Below are 17,558 nucleotides of genomic sequence, written 5' to 3' on the forward strand. Positions count from 1 at the left end.
GGTGGAATTTAACCCATTCACCGGACCCGAAATTATTCGGGTAATGCCTGCTATTGAGCCGCAACTGGAGATATGGATCTCCTGCCGCCTCGGTGGAGACGACGCTAACCGTTCCTATAACGAATCGGTATCCCTTCGCCTTACCGGCCCTTTTGACCGGCCTGCCATGGAGAACGCCCTCCGGGACCTGATTGCCCGGCACGAAGCTCTCCGTTCGGTATTCAGCGCCGATGGGCGGAAGATCATGGTCTTTCGGGAACTACCCACAAACCTCTATTTTGAGGATATCTCCACCCTCTCATCGGAAGAACAACAGGCCTTTATCGACATTTTCTCAAAGAACGATGCCCAATCGGCCTTCGATCTCCTGAATGGCCCCCTCTTCCGGATGGCCCTGTTCCACCTCGACAACGAAACGTATTTCTTCAAACTGACGGCCCACCATATCATCTGCGACGGCTGGTCACTCGGGATCATCCTGCAAGACCTGGGAAAACTCTATTCCGTCTACGCAAAAGGAACGATCCCCGCCCTGCCCGAAGCCCTCCGCTTCAGCCAGTACGCCCTCGAACAATGGCAATTCCTCGAAAGCCCCGAATACACCCGGACGGTAAATTATTGGCTCGACCAGTATAAAGCCCGTGTTCCCGTCCTCGACATGCCCACGGATTTCCCCCGCCCCGCCCTGCGCACCTACAAAAGCAGACGGGATGATTATGCCCTCGATTCCGTCCTGACCCAAGCCATAAAGAAACTGGGGGCCGGTGCAGGCTGCAGCATGGTGATGACCCTGATGACGGCCTTCGAACTCTTCCTGCACCGCCTGACCGGTCAGGACGATATCGTTCTCGGTCTCCCCGCCGCCGGTCAGTCGGCGGCAGGCTATCAAAACCTCGTCGGCCACTGCGTCCACCTGCTCCCCCTCCGTAGCCAGCCAAACGGCGAACTCTCCTTCCTCAATTATCTCAAACAGCGGAAGCCAAAGATTTTCGACGCCTACGACCACCAGGAGTTCACCTTCGGCAGCCTGCTGAAACGCCTACCCATCTCCCGCGACCCATCCCGCATCCCACTGGTCCCGGTCGTCTTCAATATCGATATGGGCCTGGACAACGGCGTTGCTTTTCACAACCTCGCCTACCGGATGGCCTATAACCCCCGCGAGTTTGAAAATTTCGAGATCTTCCTCAACGCCTCCGGCTCCGAACAATCCCTTGTACTCGAATGGTCCTATAATACCCAGCTCTTCAAACCGGAATCGATCCGGCGGATGATGGATACTTTTGTACACCTGCTCCGGGAACTGACCTCCAACCCAAATACCCTGATCAGGAACCTTCAGGTGATGGATTCTTATGCCTCCAACGCCCGGCTCAATAGTCTGAACGATACGGCATTCGAATATCCAAAGGACAAGCCGCTCTACGCCTTTATCGACGAACAGGCGGCGGCGAACCCCAGCCACGCCGCCCTGCAATTCCAGGGTGTCGTCATCACTTATAAGACTCTTGCGGAAAAGACAAGTCGCCTCGCTCATCTGCTAAAAGCAAATGGCGTCAAAAAAGGAGATGCCGTTGGCCTGGCCCTCGATCGTTCTGCGGAAATGGTCATTGCGCTGATCGCCATCTGGAAGGCAGGCGCCGCCTATATCCCCCTCGACCCCGCCTACCCGGACGACCGGATCGAATTCATGCTCAAGGACGCCGCCGCAGGTATCCTGCTCACCGCCGCAAAATATCGCAGCCGCTTCCGCTCTGAGGCAAAGAACCTGATCCTCGAAGACTGCTGGAACAAAATAAACAACTACCCCTCCACACCCCCCGTAACCGGCACCGGATCGGACCTGGCCTATATCCTCTATACCTCAGGGTCCACCGGAACCCCGAAAGGCGTCGCCATAGAACACCACAACCTGGTCAATTTCATGCTCAGCATGCAGCATCTGCCCGGTATCACCCCCGCCGATCGCCTGCTGGCCGTGACGACCATTTCATTCGATATCGCCGGCCTGGAACTATACCTGCCCCTGGTCACCGGCGCCACCCTCGTCCTGGCAGACGCAGATTCGACAAAGGACGGCCGCATCCTGCTGGATATCGTTCGCACGGAAAAGATCAGTATAATGCAGGCTACCCCATCCACCTGGCGGATGATGCTGGAAGCGGGCTGGGATGCTCCCCTGCCCCTGAAAGCCCTCTGTGGCGGTGAAGCCCTGCCGAAAGACCTGGCCGAGATCCTGGTCTCCAAATGCGCCTCGCTCTGGAACATGTATGGCCCTACCGAAACGACTATCTGGTCCACCGTAAAACAGATCCAGCCCAACGAAGAAGCCATCACCATCGGCCGGCCCATCAACAATACAAAAGTCTACATCCTCGATGAGACCGCCAGCCCCGTGGCCCTCGGCGCCATCGGAGAGATCTATATCGGCGGAGACGGCGTTGCCCGCGGCTATCATAACCGCCCGGCCCTCACAACCGAACGATTCGTCAACAATCCCTTTGCCACCGGCAACACAAAGATGTATCGCACCGGCGACCTCGGCAGACTGCTCGAGAATGGCGACATCCTCTGTCTGGGCCGGATCGACCACCAGGTTAAGATCCGCGGCCATCGCATCGAACTGGGCGAAATAGAACATAGCCTCATCAAACAGCCCGGTGTGAAAGAAGCCGTGGTTATCGCCCGGGAAGACCGGCCCGGCGACCAGCGCCTTGTAGCCTATATCGTCCCGACCAGTGCCAATCTGCCCGAAGGAAGCCATGTTCCCGCCCAACAACAGCGCGCATTGGAAAATGGCCTGCACAATCTCCTGCCCGCCTACATGGTCCCAAATGACTTTGTGGCGATGAAGCAATTGCCCCTGACGGCAAACGGCAAGATCGACCGCAAAGCCCTTCCCCGTCCGGCGGCAAGGGAGGGCGCAGCCTCCTCTTCGACAAAAGAATTTGTTCCACCCACTACCGAACTGGAAAAGATCATCGCCGCCTCCTGGATCCGGTCCCTCGGCCTGACCAAAGTCAGCATCCATGATGACTTTTTCGAACTCGGCGGCCACTCCATGATCGCCATCCAGGTCATGACCCAGCTGGATAAAGCCCTCGGTAAACGACTGCCCCTGACAACCCTGGTGGAATGCCCTACCATCGCCCAACTTGCCCGGCGCCTCGAACAAACCGACAGTGCCGTATCCTGGAGCTCGCTGGTCCCCATCCGCGCGGAAGGGTCCAAAACCCCGTTGTATATCGTTCACGGCGCAGGTCTTACCGTCCTCATCTTCCACTCCCTGGTAAAAAGCATGGACCCCGACCAACCGGTCTATGGCCTGCAGGCCAGGGGCCTCAATGGCATCGACAAGCCACTGGATAACATGGACGCCATCGCCGGCCACTATGTCTCGGAAATCCTGGAACATAACCCCGATGGCCCCTTCAATCTCGCCGGCTATTCTTTCGGGGGCTTCGTGGCCTTCGAAATGGCGCGGCAGCTCAAAGCACTGGGAAAAGAAGTAAAAATGCTGGGGATATTCGATACGGCAGCCGACAACACCTCGGTTCAATTCGCCCCACTTTGGAAAAGAATGATCCGGAAAATATTCCGCCAGTTCCCGAAAATGCTCTTCATCCTCCAATCCCTGGGCAGACATCCCGGCCAGACGATCCGGTATCAGACCACCTTCTTCCGTAAAAAAATGCGCCAGCCCCTCGAAAAAGTCGGCTTGCTGCCGGAGGAAAAGAACGAACTGGATACCCTCGAACATGCCGCAGAGATCAATGAGAAGATAGAGATCGCTTACAGCGACTTCCAGTTGCAACCCCTTGATATCGAGGTAGATCTCTTCAGGGCGGAGACCCGTCTGTTCTTCGTAAGCGACCCGGAATACCTAAGCTGGCAGAGATATGCGCTGGAAGGTGTATCCGTCCATGATGTTCCCGGCGACCACAAAACCTTCCTGATGGACCCTCATTACAAGAAAATGGCCGTGATCCTGCAAAGGTGTCTCGACCAGCGCAATGAGAATTCCGGGAAGGAACAAAAAGAGATCGTGAAAATGCTTCCCCTCGCTAAACGGAAAAAGCTTACCGGGTCTTAGTCTTTTCCCATACTGTCACAAAACCACCCGTCCACTGATAAGGCAACACCTCGGCAAGGGCGCAATCCCATTTTTGAAGGACCTTGATCTTCTTGGTAAAGAGGGAGAAAGGAAATACGTCTTCGATAAAATTGGTCTTCCCGAACCGCACGATCCGGAAAGTATTATCACTGGCCAATTTCTCGAGCGAGGGACGTGTAAAGAATTGAATATGAGTTAGATCATCGGCATCCGATTGCACCGTGGTGCCCTTGTAGCCAAGACCCTGCTTAAACTTATTGACACTCCGCCAAAGCCAGCTGTTCTTCTTCTGCATCCGCTGCACCGGCTTCGTCACCAGACTTTCCCGCGGCCCCTTGCCATTTGGCACCGTTACTACCAGCACCCCATCGTCATGCAGGATCTGGTGCAGCACCTTCAGCAGTTTCCCCGGATCGTTCAAATGCTCCAACACCTCGCTGCAAACCACGGCATGATACCGCTGCCCGTCCGCAACCAGCTGCTCGGCGCTTACCACCTCGAACCGGACATTGGGAAAAGTATTCAGGCTCCGGGCCTTCTCAATCGCCTTAGGACTCACATCCACCCCGCGAACCACAAACCCCTTCTCGCCGAGATACCTCGAGATCACCCCGTTGCCGCAGCCTACATCCAAAACCTCCGCTCCCTCGGGCAGGTTGGCTTTCAGGGCATCCACGATAAAGTTCACACGCTTGATATCGACAATCTTTCTAAATTCCATTGTTAGCTAAGGGTTTGTTTAACACATCAGTATATATAGCCTCTATTTCCCGGGCCATCCGCACAACGTTAAAACGTCCGCTGATCGTTTCTATGGCCCTTTGCTGAAATTTTTTCTGCATTTCCCGGTCCCGGCCCAACTGGACCAGGGCCTCCGTAAGGGAGGATACAAGCTGCCCCGTCTGGATCAATAACCCGTTTTCCCGGTGTTTAAGCACCTCTCCGGTGCCATCCACATCGGAGGCGATGATCGCCTTCCCCATGGCCATTGCCTCCAACAGTCCGATCGGCAAACCCTCCCAAAGCGACGGCAGCACAAAGATATCGGCCGCAGCCAAAACGTCGGGCACATCCTGCCGGAAGGTTTGAAAGAGGATCCGCTCCCCCAGCCCAAGCTCACTGCTAAGCTTCAGGGCTTCCTCTCTCAGTTCCCCATCCCCCACCATCAACAGCCGCATGCCCGGTACCGTCTCCAACGCCGCTTTAAAGGCCCTGATCATCGCCAGGGGCTGCTTCTGTTTGGTGAAACGCGCGATAAAAAGCACCAGCAGGTCATCGGATGCGATCCCCAGCTCCGCCCGCACATCCTTGCTAACCCCGGCAGGCGAGAATTTCTTCTGATCGATGCCGTAATTAACAAGCACAGACTCAAATCCCCTTATGTTCTTTCTCCCCGAAGCCTGGTTAGCCTCGGACACCGAGATGTTCACCGCGGTCCGGGTCGTGATATAGCTCTCGCCGGCGATCCGCATCCGCTTCAGTAGCGTCTGCTGATCCTGGTGAAAGGACCATCCATGTATGGTATACACCACGGGTATCCCAAGAGACCTCGCCGCCCAGAGTACATTGCTGGCGGCACGCGTCCCATGCGCGTGAATAAGGTCCACCTTCTTAGCCCTGAGCAGTTCCTTCACCCTTCCCCACTTGGTCAGATCAAAAGGCTTCTCCGTATAGATAACATCGGTTCCTACCCCCATCTGCTGCAGCCTGTCGATCATCGGCCCCTGGGTAAAGCTCAGCACCACCGGCTCGAACCGGCTCTTGTCGAGGTACTCCACAAGATTCAGCAAGTGAGACTCACCGCCCCCGATCTTGCCCTGCCGGATACACTCAAGGACCCTGATTTTTTTTCCCATAGCCATAATTATAGTTTCTCTATCCAGCGGTCATACCAAAGCTGGAACATCAACACCTGCCACAATTTCTGATAGTTTACTTTTTTACCCGCAAGGTATTCATCTCTCAATTGAATAATGGGTCCAAAAGCAAATACACCCGTAGCCGAAAGCGCCTTCTCACTAAGATAATAACGCAACTGCTCCTTCAGCTCTTCCCTGAACCAGACCATCAGCGGCGCGATAAAAGGTCGTTTGGGCCGTTCCATCAGCTCTTTAGGAATATAACGGTGCACCACCTCCTTCAACAGCCATTTGTTCACCCCATTCCTGATCTTCAGGGAGGAAGGCAACTGCGCCAGGAATTCGATCACCCGGTGGTCCAGCATCGGCTCCCGTCCTTCCAGACTCACGGACATCGTCGCCCGGTCCATCTTCACCAGATTGTTATCCACCAGAAAAGTCTTGTAGTCGATAGCCAGAAGCCGGTTGACAACTCCGTCATTATGCTCCAGCAACCTACCGTCTTCAAAGAAGGTGTGATACCGCTCAAAAGGCCGGCCCAGAAAGGATTCCACCTCCTTTTCCGTGATATACTGGCTGATATATTTCACCGCGGTGACGGGATCATGGCTTTTCCAGATAAGCCGCATCTTCTCGTACCGGGTCGCAAAATTATATTTACTGTTAAAGAAAGGAATATACTCGGGATTGATCAGCGACATCGTCCCGCTGATCAGGCTTTGCACAAAAGGCGGGAACTGACTCGTATATTTCTCCGCCTGGTTGAATTTATTGTAGCCGCCAAAGATCTCATCTCCCCCATCGGCACTCAGCGCCACCTTCACCTGCTTCCGCGCAAGCACACTCACCAACACCGTCGGTACGGTGGAATTATCGGCAAACGGTTCATCATAGATCTCCGGCAACCGGTCCAGCACACTCCCCGCTTCCTTCGCCGTGAGATACCATTCCGTATGATCCGTCCCAAGATACCCGGCGATCTTCTTCGCCTCGGGCGCCTCGTTGAACTCATTTTCATTAAACCCGATCGTAAAGGTCTTTAGCTTCTCTGTCCGCCCCGTCTGCAGCAAAGCCGCTACACTGCTGCTGTCATAGCCGCCGCTAAGAAAGAGCCCGACCGGCACATCGGCTACCATCCGGTACTCATAGGCGTTCTTCAGCAGCTGATCCGTTTGCTCGATCGCCTCCTGATCGGACAGGTCCAGCTTGGGCTTGTTATAATGATCGAAAACATCCCAGTACTTCACCAACTGCTGCTTGCGGCTGGCCAGATCGATCGTCAGATAATGACCGGGCAACAATTTGTAGGTCCGGTGGAAGATGCTGTGCGGTGCCGGGATGTAGCTGAATTGCAGAAAAAGCGCCACGCTGTTGATATCGATCTTCTTTTCAAAAGCAGGATGGGCATACAGGGCTTTTAGTTCGGACCCGAATAAAAGGATCTCATCGTTCCAGTAATAATACAACGGCTTTACACCCGCACGGTCACGCAAAAGCGTGATCTGTTGCTTCTTCTTATCGTAAAGAACAAAAGCAAACATGCCGACAAATTTCTGTACCACGTCGATCCCCCAACAATCATATCCTTTTAGGATTACCTCCGTATCCGACCAGGAATTGAAGGAATAACCCTTCCCCTCCAGCTCTTTTCTGATCTCCTTAAAATTATAGATCTCCCCATTGAAGTTCACGATCAGCTCGCCAAAATGCATCGGCTGATGTCCCAACGGCGACAGATCGAGGATCGACAGCCGGCGCTGACCAAAGCCGATCGCCGCGTCCGGAGCTTCATATACCTCACAGCCGCCGTCATCCGGCCCGCGATGAAGCATCGCATCCGACATCTTCCGCAGCACGTCGATGCCGGTAGTCTTTTTAAAATCCACGAAGCCGGTGATTCCACACATAGATAGATCAGTTAAAGGTAATGGTACGATTGAATTGCCACAAAATGCCCTTCCAGAAAGAGTTCAGATGCTTCTTCTGACCTCTGACAAGATAGGTCAGCGTATTCTTGGGTATGGTAAAAAGAACAAAATAGAGGGCAAATAGGGAAAAGGCCAGCGGCGGCGTATTCCGGCGCATAAACAGGATCCGGTTACGCGTCAGATAAAAGGTCTTCAGCGGACTCGACTTGCCCGTCGTCATCGATTCCTTATGATAGATCAGCGACTTGGGCTGGTAATAGACCTTGAATCCATGCCGCTTGATCTGCTCCGACCAGTCGAATTCCTCATAATAAAGAAAGAACTCCTCCGGCATGGCACCCACCTCCTCGATGACCCGCCGGGGAACCATCATGGCGCCTCCATGCGCATAATGCGTCTCCTTCATCTGGTCATATTGACCCTGATCCTTCTCCCGGCACCCGATCATACTGTTGCGACCGGTAAAAATATTGACGGGATAATAGCCGGCGTACTCGATCGTCCCCTTGTCAAAAAAATAATGGAACTTGGGACAGACGATCCCCGCATCCGGAAACTGCTCATACACCTCGAGCAAACCCTCCAGCAGGCCGGGAGTGAATTCCGTATCGTTATTGACGATAAAAAGATAATCGCCGGCAGCCTTTCGGATGCCCGCGTTATTGCCGGCCGAAAACCCAAGATTGCGGGGATTGCGAACGATCTTCGCCTCCGGATAAACCTGCAGAAAGGAAGCGGTGGGATCCTCGTTCGAAGCGTTGTCAACGACGATGACCTCGATGTTGGAATAGGTATTCTGCTTCCGGATGGAAATAAGAAAATCACACGTTATTGCGGTAGTGTTCCAATTCAACGCAATAATGGATATTAAAGGACGATCCTTCAACATAAGTTGATCTTCTTTTTTTGCAAGGTAAGCGAATTAACTGAACGGACCTAAGGTACGCGTTCATCCGGGGCTAAACTCAAAAAGACTCCGCCCCTAGACATTTTCCCTTTGCAGGAGCGCACTGGGAGTATTCGCGATGATCCAGAAATCGGTGACAAAATTGCATTTGGTGGCATAGTCGATGTCCAGGCTGATCCTTTCTTCCACCGACATATCCTTTGTCCCCCTCTTCTTCACCTGCCAAAGCCCCGTGATCCCGGCCGGCGCCATAAAACGCGCCGCATAATCGTCCGTTGTCAGGTTCTTGGCCTCGTACAGCGGCAGAGGACGGTTGCCGACCAGCGACATATCCCCGATCAGCACATTTACCAGCTGCGGCAACTCGTCAAGGCTCGTATTCCGAAGGAAACTACCCACTTTCGTGATGCGGGGGTCATTATTGATCTTAAAGAAGACGGGACCCTTTGCCTCTCCACCATATTGGTTCAGATGAGCCAGATCGGCGATCTTCTTGTCGGCGCCATGGATCATCGTCCGAAACTTGTAGAAGTTGAATATCTTATAACCCCGGCCGGCGCGCTTGGCAATATAAAAGATAGGGCCACGCGACTCCAGCCTGACGGCAAGGGCGATCAACAGAAAAAGCGGGCTCAACAGCAAAAGGGTGACCGATGCGACAAGAATATCGAAAGCGCGCTTCGTCATAGGTCCAAACCGCAGACTGCGCAATGACTTCTCCTCGATCTTCGGCTCCGCGGTATCCTTACCGGTATGCGCCTTCATCTTGCAGAGAAAACGGATCTTCGAGATCAGGTCCTCCTTTTCGCATTCTTCGATGAACAGCATCTCATCCGGGCGCGCATGCTTACGGTAAAGCAGCACATCCTTGTCCCCTAATCCCGACACATCCAGGATAAATGGGATACCACTAAGAACAGTATGCTTGCGGAGAAATTGATTGAAATGACTGATGACGGCAAAATCAAAACGCGCCTCACAAACGATAACTTCAGGTAATTTGTTCTTTCCCTGCTCAACACTTTTCAACAACTCGGTCTTTGCTTTTTCAAGCCCTTCCAGCACCGCACCTTCCTTATAAAGCTCCACGAGCTTCATGATGTTATTGCTGTTCCTCCCGATATAGCAGAACCCGCTAAATTGGAAGTTGCCGGTTTGGGGCAGATGATACGACCTAAAAGTTGCTCTCGGGGCAATCTTTTTGGCCTTTTGTACAGTTTGGGGCAGATAAATTAAATCCATACAACAGGTTTTCGGTATTCATAAATACGGTGGCTCAGAAATATGAAGCAGCTTGTTCACTTGCGCGCTTCTTTTTACGATTCAGGGTTATATACGCTGTACGCTCTTAATTGGATTAGATTTTTCATGGTGAGAACACCAAAAAATTCTAACTCGCTAATACGCGATCTTTATCAAGCTGGCCATTGCTAACCAGATCCTGGATGGCTTCCACCAGCTCTACCGGATTGAATGGCTTCATGAAATATTTTAGCACTCCGTGCTCCACACATTTGGCGTCCGTCTCCTTCGAATCAAGACCGGATAATACCACTAAAGGGATATCTCCGTACATTCCACTGCTCGCCAACTGCTCGATCAATTCCCATTTTTCCATATCAGGCAACTGGGGATCGGCTATGATCAGATCGGGATGCTCCCGATGAGAAAGATAATACATGGCGGAATATCCATCAGGCACGGTCACAACCTGATAATCTCTTCCTAATACGGTCTGAAGCAAGAATCTGATTGCTTTGCTATCATCGATAGCCAGAATTTGTTTTTTCATTACCACTGGGTATTTTAAGGGTTCAAGTCGAAACTTGATCTTTCAAGGATGGCAATGGAACTTACCTTCAGGCTAACACGAGGTATTGGCTTCAAGAAAATGCTTCTGTGGTAAAGAAGAAGCTGGCTTTACAAAATAGCAATGTGGATTATAACTTTCTTACTAATTCCAGATCTTAGATCGTAAGGAATTTCAAGGATGGTGGGTTACTCAAAAGGTATACATGAAAGAGTTATATAGCCCAATATTCAGAGGATTTTAGAATATGGCAGGCGTTAAGTAGCGTGAAGGTACATACTCCTTTTTTATTTTTCAAATTATTTGGTGATTATTTTTAGATTCGAGAGCTAAATTGGGAATTTTTCCCGATTTGAAAAATACCCTTTTTAGAGTATTTTTTGCCCTGTCCCTTAACGTAATGCAACTATAAGACCAGGGGGTTGAATTCCGACGCCGCCAGCCTCCCGGGGGGTAACCCGTTAAGCCAGTTATTAAGCTCGCTTACCTGTGCCGGATGGATCGGCTGGGCTACTCTCGCCCCATCTGCCATATAAGTAATTGTCATCATTTCTCGCCTCCGGTCTGACAAATTTGCCGCCGTATGATGCACCGTATTCCCATAATGCCAGGTCGCATCCCCAGCCCGCATCCCCGCAGCCCGGCTAAGCGAAAAACGCTGTTCGCGGATATATCGGCGGTAGGTCCCATCCGGCTCCGAAGAGAGCTTGGGATCCATGATCGTCCCCTGCCGGTGAGACCCGGTCGCAAAGACAAACATCCCCATCTCGATCGTCTGATCCGTTAGCGCCATCGCCATCGTCACCGTATCGGCCGTATCCAACGGCCAGTAATATTGATCCTGGTGCCAGTACGTTTCCCGCCCACCCGCTTCCTTCAACAAAGCATGATCATGGTAGATCCGCACATTGGCCACACCCAGCAGATCGGCAGCCACTTTTGCTAGTCGCTTCGACAACACAAACTGCCTCACCCCCTCATCCACCCGCCACAAATTCACCATCTGACCAAAGGCCCGGCCATAGATTCCCCGCTCCGGCAGCCTCCGCTTTTCCCGGCTCTGTCGCTTTACCACATCCACGATCAATTGTCGAAAATTGGCCACATCCTGGGTATTTAAAACCCCTCTCACAAGCAAATGGCCATTGACCCGGAATTCGTCCCTTTGCGCCATGGAGACATCCAGAAAGCCTTCAGGAAGTGGTATATTCTTTAAAATCGCCATCTGCCTGTAAATTAATCCTTCCTTTTAAAAAATGGAAGACCCTTGTAGAAAACACACGCCTTTTACCATCAGGAATAACCCCTAGACCCCGCTTATTTCGGGCACCTGACTATTACGACTCGCCTTTTTAGGCTACCTTGATCGCTAATCTAAAATCAGTATCCTATGAGAAAATGTTACACTTTTCTCCTGGTATCGCTTTGCCTGTCCCTGACCGCCTTTTCGCAAAACTCATCCTTGAATCTTACGGGCGCCAACAACATGACCGCCGGCGTGGACGTGATCCCGGTGACCGGAAACTTTGCCGTCGAATTCTGGGTATATGTCCCGCATTCGACGAACGACGGAGATTTCCACACCATGATCTCGGAAGGCCAGCCCGGGTTGGCTTTTTCCATCGGCCTGGCCAGCGACGGAACAGTTCAGGTAGGCGATCCGGCCGCATGGCCGAGTACCGGGTTCCCAATGCCCTTCGACACCTGGACCCATATCGCACTCAGCTTCGACCAGGCCGACATAAACGGCGCCCTGCTCTATGTCAATGGCAAATACATAACTAATGTAGCCGGCTTCTTCTTTAACGATGATCAGCCCTTTCGCATCGGCGTCCAGACCGACCTGACCCAACCCCTCGTCGGCAGGATCGACGAAGTAAAAGTCTGGAATACCCCAAGGTCCGCCGCCCTGATAAAAAGCGATATGTTCGGCGTTCCCAACAACGCCGATAACACCCTAAACGCTTACTATAATATGAACGATGGTAGCAACACCATCGTTACCAACAGCGCCGATTTCACCGGCAGCCTCCAGAACGGTTCCATCAACGGCGACGTCGGCGGCCTCCTCTCCTGGCAGTCCTCTCCCATTCAATATGGGAACAATGCTCTCGTTTTCGACGGCGTCGACGACCAGGTGGATATTCCCGCCCTCGCAGACAAAAGCTACGATCTTTCCAGCGGCGGAACCGTCGAATTCTGGGTCAATCCCTCCACCCTTCCCACAAGCGGTTGGAGTACGATCTTCGGCAACCGCGGCCCCGGAGGGGTCCGCTATAGCATCCAGCTCTCGGCCAGCCAGATCGGCATCGACAACGGCACCACTGTCAATACACTCAATTACGCCGTCCCGGCCGGGACCAACACCTGGACCCACATGGCCTTTGTAATGGACGGAAGCAACAACACGCTCGTCTATGTCGCCGGCCAGCCCCTTGCCACGATCGTCGGCACCCCGGGCGGCGGGATAGGCCAGCCCGTAACGCTCGGTATCTCGAAAAATATCAGCGGCCCCGACAATAACCCATTCACCGGAGGTATCGACGAGGTCCGTATCTGGAAAACGCAACGATCAGCCGCTGAGATCCTCGCTAACCGCGATAATACCCTCAACGGCACCGAAACGGACCTGATCGGACAGTTTACCTTCGATCAGGGCGCCTCCAATGGCGACGACGACGGGTTCAGAACAGCCCTCGATAACAGCAACATCGCCAACCACGGTACCCTGGCGAACTTTGCCCTCACAGGGACGACATCAAATTTCACCCTGCATAATCTCACCGGCGAACTTCCGGTTACCCTCACCGCCTTCACCGCCGTCCGCTCCGGAAATGATGCGGTACTCCAATGGAAAACGGCAACGGAAGAGAATACCAGCGAGTTCATCATCGAAAGAAGCGCCGATGGAAAGAAATACACGGACGTCGGAAACGTCCCCGCGGCCGGCAACAGCAAAACAATGCTCAGCTATTCCTATATAGACCCCAAACCCGGCAGGAATAGCATCTACTACCGGCTCAAACAGGTCGACCTCGACGGCAACTACGTCTTCAGCAGTGTTCGCCTGATCAACTTCCCCGCCAACGACAAACTCATCTGGTACCCCACCGGTAAAGGGACGGCCGAAGTCCTGCTGCAACATGGCGGCAGCGAACCTTACACGCTCTTCGACGCCGGCGGCCACCTGCTGCGGATGGGTCAGCTGGCAAACGGGAAGGCCCAAATATCCCAACTGCCACCGGGCATCTATTACTTCCATACGTTATTATACACCACGGCAATTCTGCTCCCCTGATAAAAAAGGCCGCCTGCAATACAACGAGGCGGCCTTTTTATCCCCAAAAGCCATAAAAGCCGTTCGCCCCGGCGCGCAAACACGAGTTTTCTTGCAAGACCCAAAACCCTGTGCTATCTTGGCATATGTCCTCTCTTCAAACCCTTACCCAAAAACAGCGCACTGCCGTTTGGATCACGTTCCTGGTCCTGCTGGCCGTCGCCTTTATTCAATGCTTTCGCGTTACCCATGACCTTCTCTGGCCCTTCGACGTCGACTTCGATCGCGATATGTCCTTTGTTCAGGGTACACTGGACGGTGCCTATGGCAAAGACCCCAGCTATCTCAACGAATGGCTCTGGTACAATCCCCTGCTCTTCCTGATCGAAACAGGTATCGTAAAGCTCACCGGACTGCCCATAAACCTCGTCCTGGTCCGGGCCGGCGCCTGGCTCAATATCCTCGGACCCCTCTTCTTTTTTGTCATGTGCCTGCGCCTCTTCGATCCCCGGACGGCTCTCGCAGCGGCACTCTCTTATCTTTTTCTCTCCTCGGGCAAGATCCTGCTCGTCATCGGCGCAACCTATACCCCCTGGCTCTACCCCTCGGCGTTCATGCTCTTCGCCTTTTTTCTCGACATCCTCCTCTGCTATAAAGCCTTCTCCACCGGAAAGAACGCCTGGTTCGCCCTCCTTGGGGGAGCCATCGGCATCACCTTCCTGGGCCACGCAGCCCCGGCCGTTATCATCGTCCTGATCATGGTCGCCCTGCAGGCAGGCAATCTCCTGAAAGCCTTCAGACAAAAACAATACGGCCAGGTAAAAACCTATCTTATCCAGGGCGTCATCGCGTTTGGCTGCTTCTGCCTCGCCGCCTCACCCATCTTCTACTATATCGCCGGGAAATATCATTTACACATCATCAACCGCGAGCCCTCCGAGTACACCGAAGGACTCTTTTTTATCAACCATAGCTGGGGATTGTTAAAAGCAAATTTCACCTTCGGCTTTGTCGTCGCGATCGTCGGCCTGATCAGCTTTTACCGCACCTTCCCCCGCGGACTGGTCCGCAACATCGTCCTCAGCTGGCTGTACATCTCCGTAGGCCTCTATCTGTTCGCAACCATCGTCGCCGGCCTCGACCACCGCTACGGCATCCGCCTGCCGGCAATGGTGCCCTCGTTCCATTATTTCATGTATATAAAAGCCATCCAATCGGTATTTTTCGGTTTTGGCCTCGTCTTCCTTCTCCGCCCCCTGCAAAAATATTGGGCGCTGGCGATCCTGGTCATCGCCGCGGCCAGCTTTCCGTTCTATCTGAAACGGGAAGACTTCACGGTCGGCCGGCAACTCTCCATCGCCAAACAGGACGATACGGATAAACAACAGGTTTATAGTTATATCATGCAAAATCTCTCTCCGGACAAGGTCATCCTCTGCGAGAAAGACCCATCCCTCTTTCCCGTAATGCCCACCGGCCGGAAGATGGTTTCCACCGCCTATACCTTCTCCAATCCTTATGTTGATTTCGAAAAACGGGAAGCCGATCGCGAATCCATGCTCGACGATATCCGCACCGGGCAACAACCGGCGTTACAAAAATTACTGTCGGAATATAAAGTGGATTACATCCTGCTTTCCAACGAAGCCATAGCCGTAATAAAACCCGGCTTTACCGTCCCCGGAAAAACAGTGCTTCATAACAACAGGTATACACTCTTTGCCTTGCAATAACCCCGGGGGCTCACCATACCCCATCCCGGTTCTGGTTTCCGGCTTGCAACACCGGATCCCAATCCTTCCATACCGCATCATATCCCTGCCGCCGGATCATCGCGGCAATCTCCTCGGGACTTCGGTCATCATGGATCTCAAACTGCTCCAGCGACTCCCGGTCCACCACATATCCGCCCGGATTCGTCCGCGACCCGGCACTGATCGAGGTGATCCCCACCCGCACCGCATGATCCCGGAAAACAGGACTTTCCCGCGTAGACAACGACAGTTCCACCTCCTCATCCACCAGCCGGTAGGCACAGATCAACTGGATCAGTTCCCGGTCACTCATTACCACCTTCGGCGCCAACCCGCCCGCGTGCGGTCTCAACCGCGGAAACGACAGCGAATACTTCGACCGCCAATATCGATTTTCCAGGTACCGCAGATGCAACCCCGTAAACCAGCTGTCTGTCCGCCAGTCCTCCAATCCGATCAACACGCCCAACCCCATCTTGTAGATCCCCGCCATCCCAAGTCGGTCCGGCGTCCCCAGCCGGTAGTCAAAATTGGCCTTCTTTCCCCTGGGATGATGCAGCGTATAATCCTCCCGGTGATACGTCTCCTGATAAACCAGGACGGTATTCAGCCCATGCTCCATCAACAGCGAATAATCCCCCGACTCCAGCGGCTGCACCTCCATCGACAAATGCGCAAAATGCGGCCGTAATACATCCAGCGCCTTTACAAAATAATCCACGCCGACCGTTTTATTGGCCTCCCCGCTCACCAGCAACACATGTTCATATCCCATCTCCCTGATGGCGGCCGCCTCCCGCAGCAATTCACCCGCACTCAGCGTTCGCCGCGCGATCTTGTTCGAAAAGCTAAAGCCGCAATAGGTACAGATGTTCTGACACTCATTCGAAAGATAGAAGGGGATATACAGTTGGATCACCTTACCAAAACGCTTTTGCGTGATCCGCCGGCTCATCTGCGCCATCTCTTCGAGATAGGGCGCCGCGGCCGGCGAAAGCAGGGCCTTGAGGTCCTCCAGGTCACGCACCGGCTTGCCCAACGCCCGCTCCACATCCCGGTCCGTCCTGCCATAGATGTCCTCTTTCACACCCCGCCAGTCATATTTATTAAAAACTTCAATGAACATACTCACGAAATACTTATTCCAAAAATGCCGTCAGCGGACTGCTCGCCATCGCCCCCGCCGGTACCCCGGCCAACCGGGCCTCAAACGCCATCCGCCCACTCTCCACCGCCAGCTTAAAGGCCCTCCCCATCTTCACCGGATCGCCGCTCACCGCGATAGCCGTATTCACCAGCACGGCATCCGCGCCCATCTCCATCGCCTTAGCCGCATCAGAAGGCGACCCGATACCGGCATCCACCACCACCGGCACCCCACTCTGAGCAATGATGATCTCCAAAAAATCGGCGGTCCTCAGTCCTCTGTTGCTGCCGATAGGCGCCCCCAGCGGCATCACCGCCGCCACTCCCACTTCCTCCAGGCGCTTACACAGTACCGGATCGGCATGGACATAGGGCAACACCACAAACCCCCGTTTCACCAGTTCTTCTGCCGCTGCCAGGGTCTCCACCGGGTCCGGCATCAGCCACCGCGGGTCGGGATGGATCTCCAGCTTAAGCCAGTGGGTCCCAAGCGCCTCCCGGGCCAACTCGGCGGCAAAGAGGGCCTCCCGCGCATTCCGCACCCCCGAAGTGTTCGGCAGAAGTTGTAGATGTGGATGCCGCAGCCGGCGCAGCAGTTCATTGCCGCCCGAACCACCATGAGTATCCACCCTTCGCAAAGCCACCGTCACCAGTTCGCTGCCGCTGGCCACCACCGCCTCCTCCATCGTGGCAAGCGAACCAAATTTACCGGTCCCCGTAAATAACCGGGAATGAAAGGTCTTATCCGCAATAGTCAGCATGA

At 53.7% G+C, this 17,558-nt stretch carries 12 protein-coding genes; 3 read left to right on the forward strand and 9 right to left on the reverse strand.

The genetic code is table 11. The features are described 5' to 3' along the window. Nucleotides 1–43: 43 nt before the first annotated feature. Nucleotides 44–4,093, forward strand: a complete 4,050-nt coding sequence (locus VGM48_RS09810; RefSeq protein WP_331578516.1) for an amino acid adenylation domain-containing protein — start codon at nucleotides 44–46, stop codon at nucleotides 4,091–4,093. On the opposite strand, the gene VGM48_RS09815 is transcribed toward VGM48_RS09810, so the two are convergent. The 7 genes from VGM48_RS09815 to VGM48_RS09845 form a co-directional block, all read right to left on the reverse strand. After that, the gene (locus tag VGM48_RS09815) at nucleotides 4,080–4,835 is read right to left on the reverse strand and encodes a class I SAM-dependent methyltransferase (RefSeq protein WP_331578518.1); all 756 of its coding nucleotides are present in this window, start codon (nucleotides 4,833–4,835) and stop codon (nucleotides 4,080–4,082) included. The two genes, VGM48_RS09810 and VGM48_RS09815, sit on opposite strands and share 14 nt — an antisense overlap. Continuing rightward, complete coding sequence (locus VGM48_RS09820) at nucleotides 4,825–5,970, reverse strand: glycosyltransferase family 4 protein (RefSeq protein WP_331578520.1); 1,146 nt, start codon at nucleotides 5,968–5,970, stop codon at nucleotides 4,825–4,827. Before VGM48_RS09820 ends, VGM48_RS09815 begins: the two co-directional genes overlap by 11 nt. 8 nt (nucleotides 5,971–5,978) lie before the next feature. Beyond that, nucleotides 5,979–7,880, reverse strand: coding sequence for an asparagine synthase (glutamine-hydrolyzing) (gene asnB, locus VGM48_RS09825; protein ID WP_331578522.1), 1,902 nt, complete (start codon nucleotides 7,878–7,880; stop codon nucleotides 5,979–5,981). Nucleotides 7,881–7,887: 7 nt separating this feature from the next. Continuing rightward, nucleotides 7,888–8,790: a glycosyltransferase family 2 protein gene (locus VGM48_RS09830; RefSeq protein ID WP_331578524.1), complete on the reverse strand. Its 903-nt coding sequence runs from the start codon at nucleotides 8,788–8,790 to the stop codon at nucleotides 7,888–7,890. Nucleotides 8,791–8,883: 93 nt separating this feature from the next. Beyond that, nucleotides 8,884–10,050: a sugar transferase gene (locus tag VGM48_RS09835; RefSeq protein ID WP_331578526.1), complete on the reverse strand. Its 1,167-nt coding sequence runs from the start codon at nucleotides 10,048–10,050 to the stop codon at nucleotides 8,884–8,886. 148 nt (nucleotides 10,051–10,198) lie between these two features. Then, nucleotides 10,199–10,600, reverse strand: a complete 402-nt coding sequence (locus VGM48_RS09840; RefSeq protein WP_331578528.1) for a response regulator — start codon at nucleotides 10,598–10,600, stop codon at nucleotides 10,199–10,201. A gap of 424 nt (nucleotides 10,601–11,024) precedes the next feature. Further along, complete coding sequence (locus VGM48_RS09845; protein WP_331578530.1) at nucleotides 11,025–11,843, reverse strand: phytanoyl-CoA dioxygenase family protein; 819 nt, start codon at nucleotides 11,841–11,843, stop codon at nucleotides 11,025–11,027. 165 nt (nucleotides 11,844–12,008) lie between these two features. On the opposite strand from VGM48_RS09845, the gene VGM48_RS09850 reads away from it, so the two are divergent. Together VGM48_RS09850 and VGM48_RS09855 are read left to right on the forward strand one after the other, a co-directional pair. After that, complete coding sequence (locus VGM48_RS09850; RefSeq protein ID WP_331578532.1) at nucleotides 12,009–13,916, forward strand: LamG domain-containing protein; 1,908 nt, start codon at nucleotides 12,009–12,011, stop codon at nucleotides 13,914–13,916. Between the two features lie 125 nt (nucleotides 13,917–14,041). Then, nucleotides 14,042–15,628, forward strand: coding sequence for a hypothetical protein (locus VGM48_RS09855; protein ID WP_331578534.1), 1,587 nt, complete (start codon nucleotides 14,042–14,044; stop codon nucleotides 15,626–15,628). A 10-nt stretch (nucleotides 15,629–15,638) separates the two neighbouring features. Here VGM48_RS09855 and thiH read toward each other — a convergent pair whose 3' ends face one another. Beyond that, entirely contained in the window at nucleotides 15,639–16,775 is a 1,137-nt protein-coding gene (gene thiH, locus VGM48_RS09860) for a 2-iminoacetate synthase ThiH (protein WP_331578536.1), read from the reverse strand. A gap of 13 nt (nucleotides 16,776–16,788) precedes the next feature. Continuing rightward, a complete protein-coding gene (locus VGM48_RS09865; RefSeq protein ID WP_331578538.1) occupies nucleotides 16,789–17,556 on the reverse strand; it encodes a thiazole synthase in 768 nt (255 codons plus the stop codon). Between the last annotated feature and the right edge of the window lie 2 nt (nucleotides 17,557–17,558).

Origin of the sequence: Puia sp., from assembly GCF_036500295.1 — a bacterium.
GTDB lineage: Bacteria > Bacteroidota > Bacteroidia > Chitinophagales > Chitinophagaceae > Puia.